Raw genomic sequence first — 15968 nt, forward strand, 5'->3', positions numbered from 1 at the left:
CTGTTTGTTCTCCATCAACCGTATCAGCGGGCTTTGTGCTTTTTGAGCATCGGGAAGCCGAGGCGCTCGCGCGAATCGTAGTAGCTCTGCGCGACATTTCTCGAAATGGCGCGGATGCGGGCGATGTAGTGGGCGCGCTCCGTCACGGAAATGGCGCCGTGCGCGTCAAGAAGATTGAATGTGTGGCCGGCCTTCAGAACCATCTCGTAGGCAGGAAGCGCGAGGTTGAGGTCCATGAGGCGCTTGGCTTCGCCTTCGAAATAATCGAACTGCTTGAGGAGCTTGTCGCAGTCGCTCGCTTCGAAGTTGTACTTCGACTGCTCGACTTCGTTCTGGTGGAAGACGTCGCCGTAGGTGAGAACGCGTTCGGAACCGTCCGGATCCTTCCAGGTCGTGAAGACGAGGTCGAAGACGTTGTCGCAGTTCTGCAGATACATCGTGAGGCGTTCGAGACCATACGTGATCTCGCCCGTGATGGGCTTGCATTCGAGGCCGCCCACCTGCTGGAAGTACGTGAACTGCGTCACTTCCATGCCGTTCATCCAGACTTCCCAGCCGAGACCCCAGGCGCCGAGCGTCGGGTTCTCCCAGTTGTCCTCAACGAAGCGGATGTCGTTCACTTCGGTGTCGACGCCGAGCGCGCGCAGCGACCCGAGATAGAGGTCGACGATATTCGTGGGAGCAGGCTTCAGCACAACCTGATACTGATGATGCTGATGCAGGCGGTTGGGATTTTCGCCGTAGCGGCCGTCCTTCGGACGGCGCGAGGGCTGAACGTAGGCGGCACGCCAGGGTTCAGGCCCCAGGGCGCGCAGGAACGTGGCGGTATGAGAGGTGCCGGCGCCGACTTCCATGTCGATCGGCTGCAGAAGCGCGCAGCCCTGCCGATTCCAGTATTCCTGCAGGCGCAGGATCACTTCCTGAAAAGTAATCATTGTCGTGTCCGCGCCGCCCGGCGGGGGAGGCGCAAAAAATAAGAAGGAAATGCCGCGGGAGGCGGCACTCGAGGCAAAGCAATAATTATATTCGCCTCAATCAGGCGTCTGCCGCGCATGAAGGCCGGCAACATGCGGGCTCTGCGTTCTCCGGGCACTGCTTCATTGCGAATGGGCGCGCACCCGGAGACAAAGCTTCCTGCTTCAAACGCCCTGAGACCCGCACCTCAGCGCTCTCCGGCCGGCGAAGAAGGCGGCAAAAGCCAACAGAACGGACAGAATCAGCGCGGCGGCATTCCCGAAGCGGATATAGGGCGTCGCAGGCCCCTCGCGGAGCTCCACTTCGCGCGTGAGCACATCCTTCCCTGAGCCCCTGGCAAGCGCCGTCACGCGGCCGTCCGGGCCGACAAAAGCCGAAAAGCCGTCCATATTGACGCTCGCCGCCGGCCGGGCGGAAGCCCGGGCGAGAAGCCGCGTCATATCGAGGTGCTGCCCGCTCATCATCGGGTGGAACCAGCCGAGATTTGCCGTCACAAGGAGAAGCTGAGGCGCGCCGTCCGGATCCTTCCAGAAGGAGCGGAGCACTTCGCCGTCGATGTTCTCGTAGCAGATGAGAACGCCCGCACGGAAGTTCTTCCCGAAGAGAATGTTCTTCTGATCCATGCTCCCGGGAGTCAGATCCGTGAGCGGAATGCCGAGCAGATCCACAAACCACCGGAAGCCGGGCGGCACAAACTCCCCGAAAGGCACGAGCTTTCTTTTATCCGTCACCGTGAGACGCCCGTCGGCAGCAAAGAAGGAGGTATTGCGCCAGCCGCCCGCCTCATCGCGCCTGAAGCCGTTGAAGAGCATCGGCACGCCCCCTGCCGCGTCGACAAAGCGGACCAGCGCCTCCTGATCAGCGGGCTTCAGTCTCAGAATGTCCGTCGTCAGGATGCCTTCGGGCGTGAGAAGAAGCCTCGGGGATTCCCCGGCCGGCCAGGGTTCCTTCATCAGACTGGAAACAGCGTCGAGGCGCTCAGCTGCCGTGGCCCTGCTCCAGCCGTCGACGACCGGGAGGCCGGGCTGAATCAGGCGAACTTCCGCACGGCCCGCAGGTTCCGACCAGGTCTCAGTCATGCCCCAGAATCCAAGGCCCTTCAGCACCACCGGAATTAAGAGAAGCCAGAAGCGCGCCCTGGATTTTCCGAGAAGGAGTAGAACGAGCGCTGCGAGAGACGCGAAGAAAGCAAAATTGATGAGATGCGCGCCGCCCAGAGGAGCAAGCCCCTCAAGCGACGTATCGAGGAGCGCCAGCGCGGGCGTAAGCCACGCAAAATCGGCGAGCCCTTCGCCGCGGAGCCACTCGGCCAGCGTAAGGAAGGCGGCGAGCATAAAGGCGCGCGAAAGCAGCGTCTTCGAAATCCTGGCAGCAAATCCCGCCGCAGCGCCCCAGAAAAGCGCCAGAAAGGCTGCGAGCAGAATAAGACCGAATAGCGCGAGCGGCATCGGGAGACGCCCGAACTCATTCATCGAGCGCACTGTCCAGTAGAGGCCCGGCACAAAGAGCCCGAGCGCAAAGAGCCAGGCCCGCAGGAAAGCCGGCTTAAAGGACTCCGCTCTGACAATCAGGAAAAAGCCGAGCAGAAATGCCGGAAGTCCGAGCCACGTGTAGTGAAAGGGTGCATAGGCCGAAACCGCAAGCACGCCGGCAGTCAGGGAAAGGCAGGCAGCGCCGAGCGCGCCCGGAAATTTGAAGCGCGTCACGGCACCTTCCTTCTCAGATTCGCTCAACGGAAAGGACTTCAACCTGCCGCTCGTCGCCTTCCTCAATGCAGAAGCGGAAGCCTTTTTCCTCGATCACCTCGCCCACCTTGGGCACATGTTCGAAGCGGTCCGTCACCAGGCCGCCGATCGTGTCGCAATAGTTGTCGACGAGCTGAGAGCCGAAATAATTGTTGAACTGATCGATCGGCGTGAGCGCCTTCACGCGCCAGCGGTCGCCGTCGGCCACGATGTTCGTCTTGCTGTCGTCGTGGTCGAACTCGTCCGAAATGTCGCCGACAATCTGCTCAAGAACGTCCTCAATCGTAATGAGGCCCGAGATGCTCCCGAACTCGTCGATCACGAGCGCAAGGTGGCTTCGCGTCGTCTTGAAGTCGCGAAGGAGCACGTTGAGGGGCTGGCTTTCCGGGATGAAGCGCGCGGGGCGCAGGAGCGTCTTCGGATCGACCTTGGGATCGATGAGAAGCTTGAGGAGATCCTTCGCGTGAAGAACGCCGAGGACGTTGTCGAGGTCGTCCTCCACGGCCGGGAAGCGCGAATGTCCGGACTCAAGCACCATGCGGACCCATTCGGTTCTCGGCTGCGAAAAGTCGATGGCATCGACCTGAGCGCGGGGAATCATCAAATCCGACGCACGCAGATCCGGGACCCTGAGCGCCCCCTCGATCATGGAATATGCGTCGGCGGCAATGATGCCGTTGGCCCTTGCTTCAGAAAGCGCCTCCGCGAAGTCGTTCTTCGCGGATCCCTCGTCGGATTCCCCGTTGCGGAAGGCGGAAGCTATGCGGTCTAAGAGGCCCTTCGAGCGGCCTGAGGCTGGTTCGCTGGACATTGAAGAAAATAAAAGTTCAGAAACTTTGACTATACCGCGGCGCAGGCTCAGTCATGGACCATGCCGATGCGGTCGCTGTACGGATTGGGGAAGCCGAGTCCCGTGAGAATTTCCGTCTCCTTCGATTCCATCTCCTCGGCTTCCTCATCATTGAGATGGTCGTAGCCGCGGGCATGAAGGACGCCGTGAACGAGGAGATGGGCAAGATGATCCCGGAAGGGCTTCTCCTGCTCCTTCGCCTGACGCTCGAGCACTGCCGGACAAATCACGATGTCCGCCGTCACGACGGGTTCGCGCGTGTAGTCGAAGGTAAGGACGTTCGTTGCATAGTCCTTCCTGCGGTACTGGTGATTGAGCTCGCGCCCTTCGTCCTCAAGAACGAAGCGGACGGTGAACTCCCCGTCGTGGCCCTCAAGAGCTGCGCGCATCCAGCGCGCCATGGTCGAACGGTGCGGAAGCTCAAAAAGTCCCGCCTGCTGGAGGTGAAGCGTAAGCGCCATGATTAGTTCTCCTCGCGATGATCGTTCCGGCGCGCCTCGCGCTCGGCCTTTCGCGCCGCTTCCTCTGCCTGAGCGGCAGCGTCGTAGGCTTCAACGATGCGGGCAACGAGCGGATGACGCACGACGTCGGTGCTCCTGAAGTGCGTAAAGCTGATGCCGCGCACGCCTTCGAGCACGCGCGACGCCTGCTTGAGGCCGGAAAGAACGCCTTTCGGAAGGTCGATCTGCGTGATGTCGCCCGTGATCACGGCCTTGGAGCCGAAGCCGATGCGCGTGAGGAACATCTTCATCTGCTCGCCCGTCGTGTTCTGCGCCTCGTCAAGAATCACGAAGGCGTTGTTGAGCGTGCGCCCGCGCATGTAGGCAAGCGGCGCGACCTCAATCGACTGCCGCTCCATCAGGCGCTGCGCCTTGTCGAACCCCATCAGATCGAAAAGCGCATCGTACAGCGGCCGAAGATAGGGGTCGACCTTCTGAGAAAGGTCGCCCGGCAGAAAGCCGAGCCGTTCGCCCGCTTCAACCGCCGGACGCGTGAGCACGATTCTCTCCACCGTGCCGCGCTCGAAAGCGTCGACCGCAGCCGCTACGGCAAGATAGGTCTTGCCCGTGCCTGCCGGCCCGATGCCGAAGCTGATGTCGTGCTCAAGAATCGCCCTCAGGTACGCGCGCTGATTGGGCGTGCGGCCGCGCAGGTCGCGCCGGCGCGTCTTGAGGACGGGCTCTCCCGCCCCCATTTCGCCTGACTCCATCTGCTCGGTGCGGTAGACGTCGTCGCCCCCGACAAAGTGCCACTGCACGTCGTCGACGGTGAGCTCCTTGCCGGTGCGGTTGACGCGGTCAAGGAGCACCTCGAGCGCGCGAAGAGCGCGCCTTGCGGCATGCGCCTCGCCCGTCACGCGAAACTGTGCGCCGCGACGGGAAATCGTGACGTTGAGAATCGTCTCCATCTGACGGAGATTTTCATCGAGCGGGCCGCAAAGGTGCGCGAGCGCCGCTCCATTGTCGGCAGCAACGAAGGAAAGGTGCTCCACCTTTGCGGGCGCCTCATTCATTGCCTTCTTTTTTCCATCCTCGGACATGACAGTTCCTTAGAGATGCGTCTCAGACGAGTTCGCCGCCGAGCGTATGCGGAAAGACTTCCGTGATGCGCACGTTCGCCATCTGATTGATGAGCGACGCCGGGCCGGGGAAATTTACGATGCGGTTGTTGTCCGTCCGGGCCATCAGTTCGCCTTCGCCGCGTCTGGCAGGCCCGAGAACGAGCACACGCTCGATTTTACCGAGCATGCCGCGGCTGATTTCCGAAGCATTCTCATCAATGCGCTTCTGCAGACGCTGCAGGCGCGCGAGCTTCACGCTGTAGGGCGTGTCGTCGGGAAGCCGTGCGGCCGGCGTGCCGGGGCGCGGACTGTAGACAAAGCTGAAGCTTGCATCAAACCCGACGTCCTCAATGAGATCCATCGTGCGCTCGAAGTCGTCTTCCGTTTCGCCGGGGAACCCGACGATGATGTCGGTGGCGATTGAAATTCCGGGACGCGTCGCCTTGAGGCGGCGGATGATCGATTTGTATTCAAGCGCCGTATAGCCGCGCTTCATGGCGGCAAGGATTCGGTCGGACCCCGACTGCACCGGCAGATGCACGTGGGAGACGAGCTTCGGGAGCTTCTTATACGCATCAATCAGACGCTGCGTGAATTCGCGCGGATGGCTCGTCGTATAGCGAATGCGCTCAATCCCCTCAATCTCGCTCACGTATTCGAGAAGGAGCGCAAAGTCCGCCTCATCGCCGGCAGGCGTCCGTCCGCGGTAGGCATTCACGTTCTGTCCGAGAAGCGTCACTTCCTTCACGCCCTGGTCAGCAAGCTGAGCGACTTCAACGAGAACGTCGACCAGAGGACGCGAAATTTCTTCGCCTCGCGTATAGGGAACGACGCAGTAAGTGCAGTACTTGGAGCATCCTTCCATAATCGAAACGAAGGCCGCGGCTCCGCTCGCATGCGGAGCGGGCAGCGAATCAAACTTTTCGATTTCCGGGAAGCTCACGTCGACCTGCGCGCGGCCGGTTTTTTCCCGTTCAGCTAGGAGCTCGGGGATGCGGTGCAGCGTCTGCGGTCCGAAGACGACGTCCACCCAGGGTGCGCGGTCAAGAATCTTCCTTCCTTCCTGACTTGCCACGCAGCCGCCCACGGCAATCATCATGCCGGGATGACACTTCTTCGCCTCGCGAATGCGGCCTAAGTCGGAAAAGACCTTTTCCTGCGCTTTTTCGCGGATGGAGCATGTATTCAGAATGACGACGTCGGCCTCATCGAGACTTTCCGTCTTTTCAAGGCCCATGCGTTCTTCGAGCAGATCAGCAATGCGCCCGGAGTCGTAGTCGTTCATTTGGCAGCCGAAGCTGCGGAGATAGAGTTTTTTCGCGGTCACGGCTTATACCCGTTGCGTGAAATATGCAGATAAGAAAAAAGCCCCGCACACTGGCAGGGCTTCCTTCGAAATTTGGTGGCGCATCACGGATTCGAACCGCGGACACAAGGATTATGATTCCTCTGCTCTAACCGACTGAGCTAATGCGCCGAAGAGGATGTGATTATGCCGATCACTTTTTAAAACGTCAAGGCTGGGAGATGAATTAGTTACAACTAATTACATTTGTTGCCACAGCTGCCAGAAGTGATGCGTGGGTCCGTGCCCGCTTCCAACAGAAAGTTCATCGGCATGCTGAATTGCGCCCGAAAGGTATTCCTTTGCTTTTTTCACTGCCAGAGGAACGCTTTCCGTCTGCGGCAGGAGCGCCGCAATAGCGGACGACAGCGTGCAGCCAGTCCCGTGCGTGTTTTTAGTATGGGTCCTCGCCGCTGAAAACCATTCCGTAAAGCCTTCCGGTCCGCAAAGGCAATCCGCAGAGTCATTGCCCGAAAGATGACCGCCCTTCACGAGCACCCATTCAGGATGAAGATGAGTCCTGATTTCCCTGGCAGCGGCCGACATTTCGTCGCGGCTCGTCATCTCGCCTTTGGCGAGAAGTTCAGCAGCCTCCGGGAGATTGGGAGTCACAAGAGTCGCAAGTGGCATCAGGCGGCGCTTAAGCGCCTCGAGCGCATCCTCGCGCAGGAGCCTGTCGCCGCTCTTTGCCACCATAACGGGATCAACCACTACCCAGCGGGGAGAATATTTTTCGAGCTGGAGAGCAACCGTCTCAATGACCTCAGCATCGTTGAGCATCCCGATCTTGACGGCGTCGATTCGCAGGTCGGAAAACACCGCCTCGAGTTCCGCCTCAACGAAAGATGCCGGAATCGGCATGACGCCCGTAACGCCCCGCGTATTCTGCGCGGTAAGCGCTGCGGGAGCCCCCGCGGCATAGGCGCCCAGCGCACTCATCGCCTTCACGTCGGCGAGCAGTCCGGCTCCGCCTGAAGGATCAATGCCGGCGATCGTCAGTACATTCGGGATTCGTTTTTGCGCGCGTACGTCCATAACTTCTCCAGTACAGCCATCATGCGGCCGGTTGCGCCGGCGCAGCGCCGGGCAAAATCTGCCGCCGCAGCCCCGGCTCGATCCCTTTCGCCCGGATCTGCCAGCCACTTTTCCACGACATCCAGCGCTTCTGCGGCATCCTTTACCTGCACCATGCCGCCGGCGGCAATGCCTTCGCGGATGATGCGCTCAAAGTTGAAGGTCGAAGGACCAACCACCACCGGAGAGCCGGCCATTGCGGGTTCAATCACATTCTGCGAACCGCAGGGCGCAAAGGATCCGCCCATGATGGTGACGCTCGCAAGCGCGCAGTAAAAGCTCATTTCGCCCATGCTGTCGCCGAGGATGACGTCCGTGCCCTCCGAAAGCTCCTCGGGCGCCGCCAGACGGGAACGCCGCACGACCTTGAGTCCGGATTCCTGCAGGAGCGCCTCAACCTGGTCAAAGCGTTCCGGGTGACGGGGAACGATAACGACATGGGCTTTGCGCAGAAGGCCGGCGTGCGTCTTAAAGGCGTGAGCAAACATGGCCTCCTCGCCGTCGCGGGTCGACGCAATCAGGACCACCGGGCGCGTGAGTTTAACGGCAAGCGCCTTGGCGGTAGCCACCTGCGAGAGGTCCGGACGGATATCGAATTTAACGCTTCCCGTTACCTGCACGTCGACGGCGCCGAGGCTCTCGAGTCTTTCCTTATCCTCGTCGCTCTGCGCGAGCACGGCAGAGAAAGAACTGAAAGCGGGAGCCATGATGTCCATAAAGCGCGCCGCCTGCGCTCGGGACTTTTCGCTCTCGCGGGCATTGGCAAGCACCACCGGAATCTGACGGCGCTTCATTTCGCTCATGAGATTGGGCCAGACCTCCGTTTCCATGATGACTCCGAGCGTCGGCCGCGTTTGTCGCGCAAATTTCTCAACCGCATAAGGCGCGTCATAGGGGAGATAGCACTGATGAATGCGCTCGGGCGCCATGCGCACGAGCTTCTTTCCGGCTTCGCGCCCGGTGGGCGTCATGTGCGTCAGGATCACGTCGCACTCGGGCCAGGCGGAAAGCATCGCCTCAAGAAGGGGCTTCGCCGCATTGGTTTCCCCGACGCTCACCGCATGGATCCAGACGCGGGGCCGCTGCGTTCTCAAGGGGTATGTCCCCCAGGCAAAGCGTTCGTCCCAATAGTCCCGGTAAGCCGGCTGCCGGCGCGAGCGCCACATGAGGTAGAGACTTGCCAGAGGGAGCGCCACGGTTGTAATGGCGCGGTAAAGCCCGGGGGTGATTTTCATAATTCTGCAGTTCTTTATTTTTCAGCACGAACGCGACGGGCGGCTTCAAACACTTCGTCGACCGTCGGCATCTGATTGGTGCCGCCCAGGCTCTCGCAGGGGCCGTCCCCAATGAGGCGCAGCGTTTCCGTAGGCGTCGCCACAAATATTCCGACGCTCGGGCATCCGAGCGCTGCGGCAAGATGCGCGAGCCCCGTATCGACGCCAACCATCAGTTCGGCCTGCGCAAGGCTCACGGCAACCTGAGACAGCCGGGCGCGCGGCGCCACGATGGCACCGGGAATTCCGGCCGCCACGCGCTTTGCGCGGATTTCTTCCTTCGCGCCGCCCCAGTAGATGACGGGCGTAAGGCCCTCAGCCACAAACCTGCGGCCGAGCTCCATCCAGGAATCATCCGGCCAGAGCTTTTCATCGCGGCTCGTATTCACCGCAAAGGAAACGGTCTTTGCATCGGTCCTGACAGAAGGCTCCCCCCTGGCAAGAAGGCCGAAATGCGGATGTTCCGGATCAATTTCGTAGCCGAGGGTCTGCGCTGCCGCAAGGCGATAGCGCTTGACAGCGCCGAGCGACTCAGGGAGATCAAGCTTATGCGCATATGCGAGAGACGCAAGTGGCTCCCGGATGGTTCCCCACGTGTACCCGGTGGACGGCACGCCGGTCCAGCGGGCGACGAGCGCGGAGCGCATGAGTCCCTGGATATCCAGAACGCAGTCGTACTCTTCTGTTGCCAGCTCTTTTTTCAGCGATGCAATTTCCGCGCGCGTCTCCCTGCTCAAAAGAGACTTTCGCCAGCGGCGGAAAGCCGTGACGCGCACGGATTCAACCGCAGGCGCAAGGCGCGGGATGTCCCGGAAGCTCTCCTCCGCCACCCAGTCGATCCGTGCGTCGGGGAGCGCTTTCCGGATGTCATGCGCTACGGGAAGCGCATGAATGATGTCTCCCATCGATGAAGACTTGATGATGAGGATGCGCCTCGCTCCCGTCATGACGCGCTCGCCTCGGCGAGAGCCTTCTTCGGATCAAGTCCTCTCTCCGCGCTTCTCGAAAGCCGCTTGCCGAGCTCCACGCCCGGTTGATCGAAGGGATTGAGTCCGAAGAGGTGGCCCAGCATCGTGGTCTTGTGTTCGTACATAGCCATCAGGGCCCCCAGACGCCTTGGCGTCACGGCGTCGAGCACGATCGTCGATACGGCGTTGAAGAAGGGGCTTTCAGGCCCGCGCATGACGAGCGCTTCAGCCTGCGCACGGGCATTCGCGAGGAGCACGCGGTAGTGCTCGGCATAACGGTGGCCGGGCATTTCGCTCCAGACGAGATCAATGCTGGTCCTTCCGGTGCCGTCCCGAAGCCACTGGTAGAAGCTGTGCTGTCCTTCATTGCCGTTAGCGCCCCAGACTTCGAGCCCGGTGTTGCCTTCAACGGGATGCCCGTCAGGTCCGTGCGTTTTGCCGAGCGACTCCATCTCGAGCTGCTGCAGCCAGGGCACGATGACCCGAAGTCTTTCGTCATAGGGCAGAAGGCAATGGGACGTGATGCCCATCTTCGTTGCGTTCCAGTACTCCATCATGGCGAGAAGCACCGGAATGTTTTCGCCTTCAGCGGCAGATACGGAATGGCGATCCATTTCATTGGCGCCCATCAGGAATTCAGTAAAAGCCTCCGTTCCCAGGGCAAGGACAACGGGCAAGCCGATCGAGCTCCAGACTGAGAAGCGGCCGCCTACCCAATTCCAGAGACGGAAGCGGTTTTCGGGAGGCAGACACATGATGTCGGCGGCTTCAGGGTTGGCGGAAACCACCACCATGTGGCGGCTTCTGTCAGCACCCACGATGCCGTTATCGAGCAGCCATTGGTCGACAGCAGTTGCATTCACCTGCGTTTCGCGGGTCGTAAAGCTCTTTGAAGAGACGACGACAAGCGTCGACCGGGGATTGCAGACGGAGAGAATGCGTTCAAGAAGCACGCCGTCGACGGAAGCAAGGAAATGGAGCCTGAGATCCGGGTTCGCCGTTCTGAGCGCATGCCAGACCGCGCGCGGCCCCATTTCGGAGCCGCCGATCCCGATATTGATCACATCGGTAATGCGGTCGCCGCGGCAGCCGCGCCAGCGCCCGTCGCGCACGCGCTGGGCGAAATCGAAGAGTCGCTTTCTTTCCGCGAGCACCTCATCGTAACGCGGAGCTTCGGCAGAAAACGCGCGCAGCGACGTATGGAGCGCCTGGCGATGCTCGCCCTGATTAACGGTCGCCCCCTGGACCATCGCCCGATGGGCCTCCAGAAGCCCCTTCTTTTCAACAAATTTCAGTAAGCCCTCGAAGTCCGCAGCGGAAATGCGCTGCCGGGAAATGTCAAGCTTGATGCCGCAGGCGCGGATTGCCGTGCGCTCAGGAGCGCTGTCGCGAAGAAAGGGGACGCTCTGGGGCTGGGAAGCCTGATTCTTTTTGCTGGAAGCGGAACTCATCGGATGCATCCTTCAGTGAGGAATGTTGATCGAAGGGTCAATGCGCTTCATTTCTTCCGTAAAGCGCTTTTCGATGCGCGCCAGCGCTTCCGGGGTATCCCCCTCAAAGCGAAGCACCACGACGGGCGTCGTATTGGACGAGCGCGCCAGCGCAAAGCCGTCCTTCCACTCAACTCGAACGCCGTCGACCGTAATCACGTGTTCTGCGTCATCAAACCTGCATCCGGCGCTGAAGCGCTCAATAAAGCGCCTGGGCGCCCCTTCCTCCATGGGAATCTGAAGTTCCGGCGTATTGACGGCATTGGGAAGGCTTCTGAGCGTTTCAGACGGATTCTCAGAGCGGGACAGAATCTCGAGGAGCCTCAGAGCCGCATAGATGCCGTCGTCAAATCCCGTCCAGCGTTCGTCGTTAAAGAAGAGATGCCCGGACATTTCGCCCGCAAAGGGAGCCTTCGTTTCGCGCAGCTTCGCCTTCACGAGCGAATGCCCCGTCGGGCTGATGGTCGGAATGCCGCCCTTTTGGGCGACCCAGTCCACGAGCTTTCTCGAACATTTAACGTCGTAGACGATGGGTTCTCCCGGATGACGGGAAAGAATGTCGGCGGCGAAAAGCATCATGAGGCGGTCGGGGAAAATGACGTCGCCCGTATTGGTGACGACGCCCAGGCGGTCGCCGTCGCCGTCAAGCGCAAATCCGTAATCCGCCCCCGTTTCCTTCACGCGGGCAATAAGGTCCGAAAGGTTCTTCGGCTTCGAAGGATCGGGATGATGATTGGGGAAGGTGCCGTCCGGATCGCAATAGAGCGGGATCAGATCAACATCAACGCGCGAGAAGAGCGCCAGCATGGTGGGGCCGCCGATGCCGTTTCCGGCATCCGCCACGACCTTCAGGCGGCGCTCAATCCTGATCCCGGAGAGCGCTTTTTCAATGTACGGGTCGACCGCATCGATGACTTCAACTTCGCCGGGCTTTTCCGCCGTGATCCAGTCGCCTGCCTCAGCGCGGCGTCGAATGTCCTGGATCTTTTCGGCAAAGAGCGTAACCCCCGCAACCATCATCTTGAGGCCGTTCCATTCCGGAGGGTTATGGGACCCCGTCACCGCAACGCCGGTACCGTTTCCAAAATGCTTCGTTGCGTAATAAAGAACGGGCGTCGGCACCGCGCCGGCATTGAGCACCTTGATGCCCGTTGAGGCGATGCCGTCAATCAGGGCATTGAGCAGCCGCTCGCCGGAAACGCGCCCGTCGCGGGCCACGCAGAATGAGGGGGCTCCTGCTTCCACTGCCAGAGTGCCGAGCACCCGGCCGACAGCACGGACAGCCTCTTCTGTAAGGGTCTTGTCGACTATGCCGCGAATGTCGTACGCCTTGAAAATGGAAGAATCAAGCTGCATCTCTCTATATCTCCGGACAGAAACCGAATTGAAGCGCACGCGAAGCCCATCACTTTTGAAGAACCCCGTACCGCTTCTGAAGTAAGCCTTTAATTTTAGCCGGGCGGCAGAGCAGGAATTGCTGATCTCGCGCGGGCTGAAAGGCCCATTTACAATCCGGAGAAATTGATTTCAGAGAGGCTTCCCTCTCCATCTGATCCTGAAGTGCCACCAATGGATAAAGCTCAGCTCAAAAAAGCCCGCGTTCTGGTTGCGGGCGACGCCATGCTCGACCGCTACTGGTTCGGAGACGCCGAACGCATCTCCCCGGAAGCTCCTGTTCCCGTCGTGCGCGTGACGCGCACTGAGGAACGTCTCGGGGGCGCAGCCAACGTTGCGCGCAATATTGCCTCCGTGGGCGCCTCCTCCACGCTCCTTTCCGTTCTCGGAAGCGACGAAGCTGGCCACACGATCGAAAAGCTCCTCATTGAGGAAGGCATTACGCCCCGGATTGAATTCGATCCGGCGCTTAATACTACAGTCAAGCTTCGCGTTGTCGCCCGTCAGCAGCAGCTCGTGCGCTGCGACTTCGAAGCCTTTCCGGCTGAAGAAGTTCTGAAGCGCCACCTGGGACTTTTCAACGAACTTCTCTCGGAAACCAATGCGCTCGTTCTTTCCGACTACGGCAAGGGCGGCCTTTCGCACATCGCCGACATGATTGAAAGCGCCCGCGCGAAGAACCTTCCGATTCTCGTCGACCCCAAGGGCGACGACTACAGCCGCTACCGCGGCGCCACCGTCATTACGCCGAACCGCGCGGAGCTGCGCCAGGTCGTCGGAAGCTGGTCGTCGGAAGCGGCGCTCATCGAGCGCGCGCAGAACCTGCGCCGCGAGCTCAACCTCTCCTACCTTCTTCTCACGCGCTCTGAAGAAGGCATGACGCTTTTCGGGCCTGAGGGCGAACTCAACGTGCCCGCTCAGGCGCGCGAAGTCTTCGACGTTTCAGGCGCGGGCGACACTGTGATCGCCATTCTTGCCGCAATGCTCGCAACCGGCATGCCGATTGAGGATGCGGTACGGATTGCCAACCGCGCCGGCGGCATCGTTGTCGGGAAACTCGGCACCGTTGCAGTATCCTATGAGGAGCTCTTCGCGTGAGCCCCGGACGGCCGCGAATGACGCCTTTTTCTGGTCTTCTTTTTTCCTTTCCGTTTAGGAATCTGAATGAGCATTCTCGTTACGGGCGCAGCCGGCTTCATCGGCTGCAACAATGTGATCGCGCTCAATAAGCGCGGCGTTACCGACATCATCGCCGTCGACAATCTTGAGAAGAGCGAGAAGTTCGTCAATCTCACGAAATGCGCGATTTCGGACTACTTCGACAAGCGCGACTTCATCGCGCGCGTTCGCGCCGGCACGGCTCCGAAGCCGGAAGCCATCTTCCATCAGGGCGCCTGCTCGGACACGATGGAGCTTGACGGCAAGTACATGATGGAGAACAACTACCGCTACACGCTGGAGCTCTACCGCTGGGCTCAGGAGCTGCGGATCCCCTTCATCTATGCCTCTTCGGCCGCCACCTACGGCGCGCACACCGAATTCATCGAGGACGTCCGTTATGAAGGCCCCTTGAATGTCTACGGCTACTCCAAGTACCTCTTCGACCAGGTGCTGCGCCGCGAGCTCGGATACCTCCGCGCGCCCGTGATCGGCCTCAAGTACTTCAATGTCTACGGCCCCCATGAGCAGCACAAGGGCCGCATGGCGTCCGTCGCCTTCCATCAGTACTTCCAGTACCGGCGCGACCATAAGGTGAAGCTTTTCGAAGGCTGCCTCGGCTACGCCAACGGCGCGCAGGAGCGCGACTTCGTCTACGTTGAGGACGTCTGCAAGGTCCTCATGCATTTCCTCGATCGTCCGGTTTCGGGCGTCTTCAATTGCGGCACCGGCCGCGCTCAGCCCTTCAACGCCGTTTCGCTCTCCGTCGTCAATACCATTCGCGAAAGCGAGGGGCTTCCCGCCTACACGCTGGAAGAGGCCGTGGGCGCAGGCGAAATTGAGTACATTCCTTTCCCGGAAGCGCTCAAGGGCAAATATCAGGCCTACACGCAGGCGAATCTTGAGAAGCTTCGCGCTGCGGGCTGCGACGTGGAGTTCCGCTCCGTCGAGGAAGGCACGTCCGACTACATGAAGGTGCTCCTCAAAGAGTATCCGACCGTTGCCTGATGACGCGCGCAGCTTTTCTCGACCGCGACGGCGTGATCAACATTGATCACGCCTATGTACACGACCGGGAGCATTTCGAATGGATTCCGGGGGTCCTTGAGGCCGCCCGGATCCTCTACGATGCTGGCTTTCTCCTTGTTGTCGTCACGAACCAATCCGGCATTGGACGGGGCTACTACAGCACTGAGGACTTTCAGAAGCTCACCGACTGGATGAAGAGCGAATTCGCCCGCGCGGCGCTCCCATCGCCGACGTTCGCTTCTGCCCGCATCATCCGGAAAAGGCGCTTCCGCCCTGGCGCATCGACTGCAGCTGCAGAAAGCCCAAACCGGGCATGATTCTTGCCGCTGCCGAGGCGCTGCAGATCGACCTCAGCCGCTCCATCATGTTTGGAGACAAGCCGGGCGACTGTACCGCCGGGAGGCTTGCCGGACTTCCCGAACGCGTGCTTCTCGGCACTGACGGAAAATCTCTGCCGGAACCCTCGGCCGATGCCACGCATGCTGCCCGGGATCTCCTCTCTGCCGTCCGCTCCGGCTGGATGGCTGACTTCATGGGAAAAGCACAATGAGCCTGCGCTGCCCGCCGCCTTCATTTGAGCAAAAGATCTGCACGATGGAGGAGCTTCCCCTTCGTGCGGCGAAGCTCCCCAAACCCCTCGTTTTCACAAACGGCGTCTTCGACATCCTTCACCGCGGACACGTCACCTATCTCGCGCAGGCGAGAGCTCTGGGCGCAAGCCTTGTTCTCGCCATCAACAGCGACGCCTCCGTCAAAATGCTCGGCAAGGGCGACGACCGTCCGATCAATACTGAAGCCGATCGCGCAGCGGTCGTCGCGGCGCTTGAATCCGTCGACCTGGTCGTGATTTTCCCGGAAAAAGTGCCGTTAAGGCCCCTTGAGCTCGCACGTCCAGACATCTACGTCAAAGGCGGCGACTACGAGCCCGAAGATCTCCCCGAAGCCAGACTTGCCGCCACCTGGGGCGGAAAGTGCATCACGATTACGTTTGAGCACCAGCGCTCGACGACGGCGCTCCTCAAAAAAGTGAGAGCCCAATAAAAGCGTCTCGATTCTCCAGAAACGCCAACGGCCTGCAGGACATTCTCCGACAGGCCGTTTTTC

16 protein-coding genes and 1 tRNA gene are annotated in these 15968 nt (G+C 60.5%); 5 read left to right on the forward strand and 12 right to left on the reverse strand.

Annotated elements, in window-relative coordinates:
• Window positions 1–23: 23 nt before the first annotated feature.
• From glyQ to GBM95_RS02630, 12 genes are all read right to left on the reverse strand, one after another.
• Window positions 24–935, reverse strand: coding sequence for a glycine--tRNA ligase subunit alpha (glyQ, locus tag GBM95_RS02575; RefSeq protein ID WP_152157650.1), 912 nt, complete (start codon window positions 933–935; stop codon window positions 24–26).
• 204 nt (window positions 936–1139) lie between these two features.
• Entirely contained in the window at window positions 1140–2681 is a 1542-nt protein-coding gene (gene lnt, locus GBM95_RS02580) for an apolipoprotein N-acyltransferase (protein WP_193222546.1), read from the reverse strand.
• A 13-nt stretch (window positions 2682–2694) separates the two neighbouring features.
• Window positions 2695–3531 (reverse strand): HlyC/CorC family transporter, encoded by an 837-nt coding sequence (locus tag GBM95_RS02585; protein WP_152157652.1) that lies wholly within the window; start codon window positions 3529–3531, stop codon window positions 2695–2697.
• Window positions 3532–3578: 47 nt separating this feature from the next.
• Entirely contained in the window at window positions 3579–4031 is a 453-nt protein-coding gene (gene ybeY / locus GBM95_RS02590; RefSeq protein WP_193222547.1) for an rRNA maturation RNase YbeY, read from the reverse strand.
• Window positions 4032–4033: 2 nt separating this feature from the next.
• Window positions 4034–5083 carry a PhoH family protein gene (locus tag GBM95_RS02595; RefSeq protein WP_193222549.1) on the reverse strand — a complete coding sequence of 350 codons (1050 nt, stop codon included), beginning with the start codon at window positions 5081–5083 and terminating at the stop codon, window positions 4034–4036.
• Window positions 5084–5132: 49 nt separating this feature from the next.
• Entirely contained in the window at window positions 5133–6458 is a 1326-nt protein-coding gene (gene miaB, locus GBM95_RS02600) for a tRNA (N6-isopentenyl adenosine(37)-C2)-methylthiotransferase MiaB (protein ID WP_152157655.1), read from the reverse strand.
• 73 nt (window positions 6459–6531) lie between these two features.
• A tRNA-Met gene (locus tag GBM95_RS02605) sits at window positions 6532–6608 on the reverse strand.
• Between the two features lie 69 nt (window positions 6609–6677).
• Complete coding sequence (gene thiD / locus GBM95_RS02610) at window positions 6678–7511, reverse strand: bifunctional hydroxymethylpyrimidine kinase/phosphomethylpyrimidine kinase (protein WP_152157656.1); 834 nt, start codon at window positions 7509–7511, stop codon at window positions 6678–6680.
• Window positions 7472–8785, reverse strand: a complete 1314-nt coding sequence (locus GBM95_RS02615) for a 3-deoxy-D-manno-octulosonic acid transferase (protein WP_152157657.1) — start codon at window positions 8783–8785, stop codon at window positions 7472–7474. The genes thiD and GBM95_RS02615 overlap by 40 nt, the downstream gene beginning before the upstream one ends.
• Window positions 8786–8799: 14 nt before the next feature.
• Window positions 8800–9771: a lipopolysaccharide heptosyltransferase I gene (gene waaC / locus GBM95_RS02620; protein ID WP_152157658.1), complete on the reverse strand. Its 972-nt coding sequence runs from the start codon at window positions 9769–9771 to the stop codon at window positions 8800–8802.
• Window positions 9768–11243 (reverse strand): glucose-6-phosphate isomerase, encoded by a 1476-nt coding sequence (locus GBM95_RS02625; protein ID WP_152157659.1) that lies wholly within the window; start codon window positions 11241–11243, stop codon window positions 9768–9770. The genes waaC and GBM95_RS02625 overlap by 4 nt, the downstream gene beginning before the upstream one ends.
• Before the next feature lie 12 nt (window positions 11244–11255).
• Complete coding sequence (locus tag GBM95_RS02630) at window positions 11256–12638, reverse strand: phosphomannomutase/phosphoglucomutase (protein WP_152157660.1); 1383 nt, start codon at window positions 12636–12638, stop codon at window positions 11256–11258.
• A gap of 213 nt (window positions 12639–12851) precedes the next feature.
• On the opposite strand from GBM95_RS02630, the gene rfaE1 reads away from it, so the two are divergent.
• The 5 genes from rfaE1 (at window position 12852) to GBM95_RS02650 (ending at window position 15905) form a co-directional block, all read left to right on the forward strand.
• Complete coding sequence (rfaE1, locus tag GBM95_RS02635; RefSeq protein ID WP_152157661.1) at window positions 12852–13775, forward strand: D-glycero-beta-D-manno-heptose-7-phosphate kinase; 924 nt, start codon at window positions 12852–12854, stop codon at window positions 13773–13775.
• 66 nt (window positions 13776–13841) lie between these two features.
• Complete coding sequence (gene rfaD / locus GBM95_RS02640; RefSeq protein ID WP_139688176.1) at window positions 13842–14843, forward strand: ADP-glyceromanno-heptose 6-epimerase; 1002 nt, start codon at window positions 13842–13844, stop codon at window positions 14841–14843.
• Window positions 14843–15181, forward strand: a complete 339-nt coding sequence (locus GBM95_RS12520; protein WP_226963123.1) for an HAD-IIIA family hydrolase — start codon at window positions 14843–14845, stop codon at window positions 15179–15181. Before rfaD ends, GBM95_RS12520 begins: the two co-directional genes overlap by 1 nt.
• The gene (locus GBM95_RS12525; protein ID WP_264298065.1) at window positions 15178–15414 is read left to right on the forward strand and encodes an HAD family hydrolase; all 237 of its coding nucleotides are present in this window, start codon (window positions 15178–15180) and stop codon (window positions 15412–15414) included. Before GBM95_RS12520 ends, GBM95_RS12525 begins: the two co-directional genes overlap by 4 nt.
• The gene (locus GBM95_RS02650) at window positions 15411–15905 is read left to right on the forward strand and encodes an adenylyltransferase/cytidyltransferase family protein (RefSeq protein WP_152157662.1); all 495 of its coding nucleotides are present in this window, start codon (window positions 15411–15413) and stop codon (window positions 15903–15905) included. Before GBM95_RS12525 ends, GBM95_RS02650 begins: the two co-directional genes overlap by 4 nt.
• Window positions 15906–15968 lie beyond the last annotated feature (63 nt).

This window comes from Sutterella seckii, from assembly GCF_009183815.1.
Taxonomy (GTDB): domain Bacteria; phylum Pseudomonadota; class Gammaproteobacteria; order Burkholderiales; family Burkholderiaceae_F; genus Sutterella; species Sutterella seckii.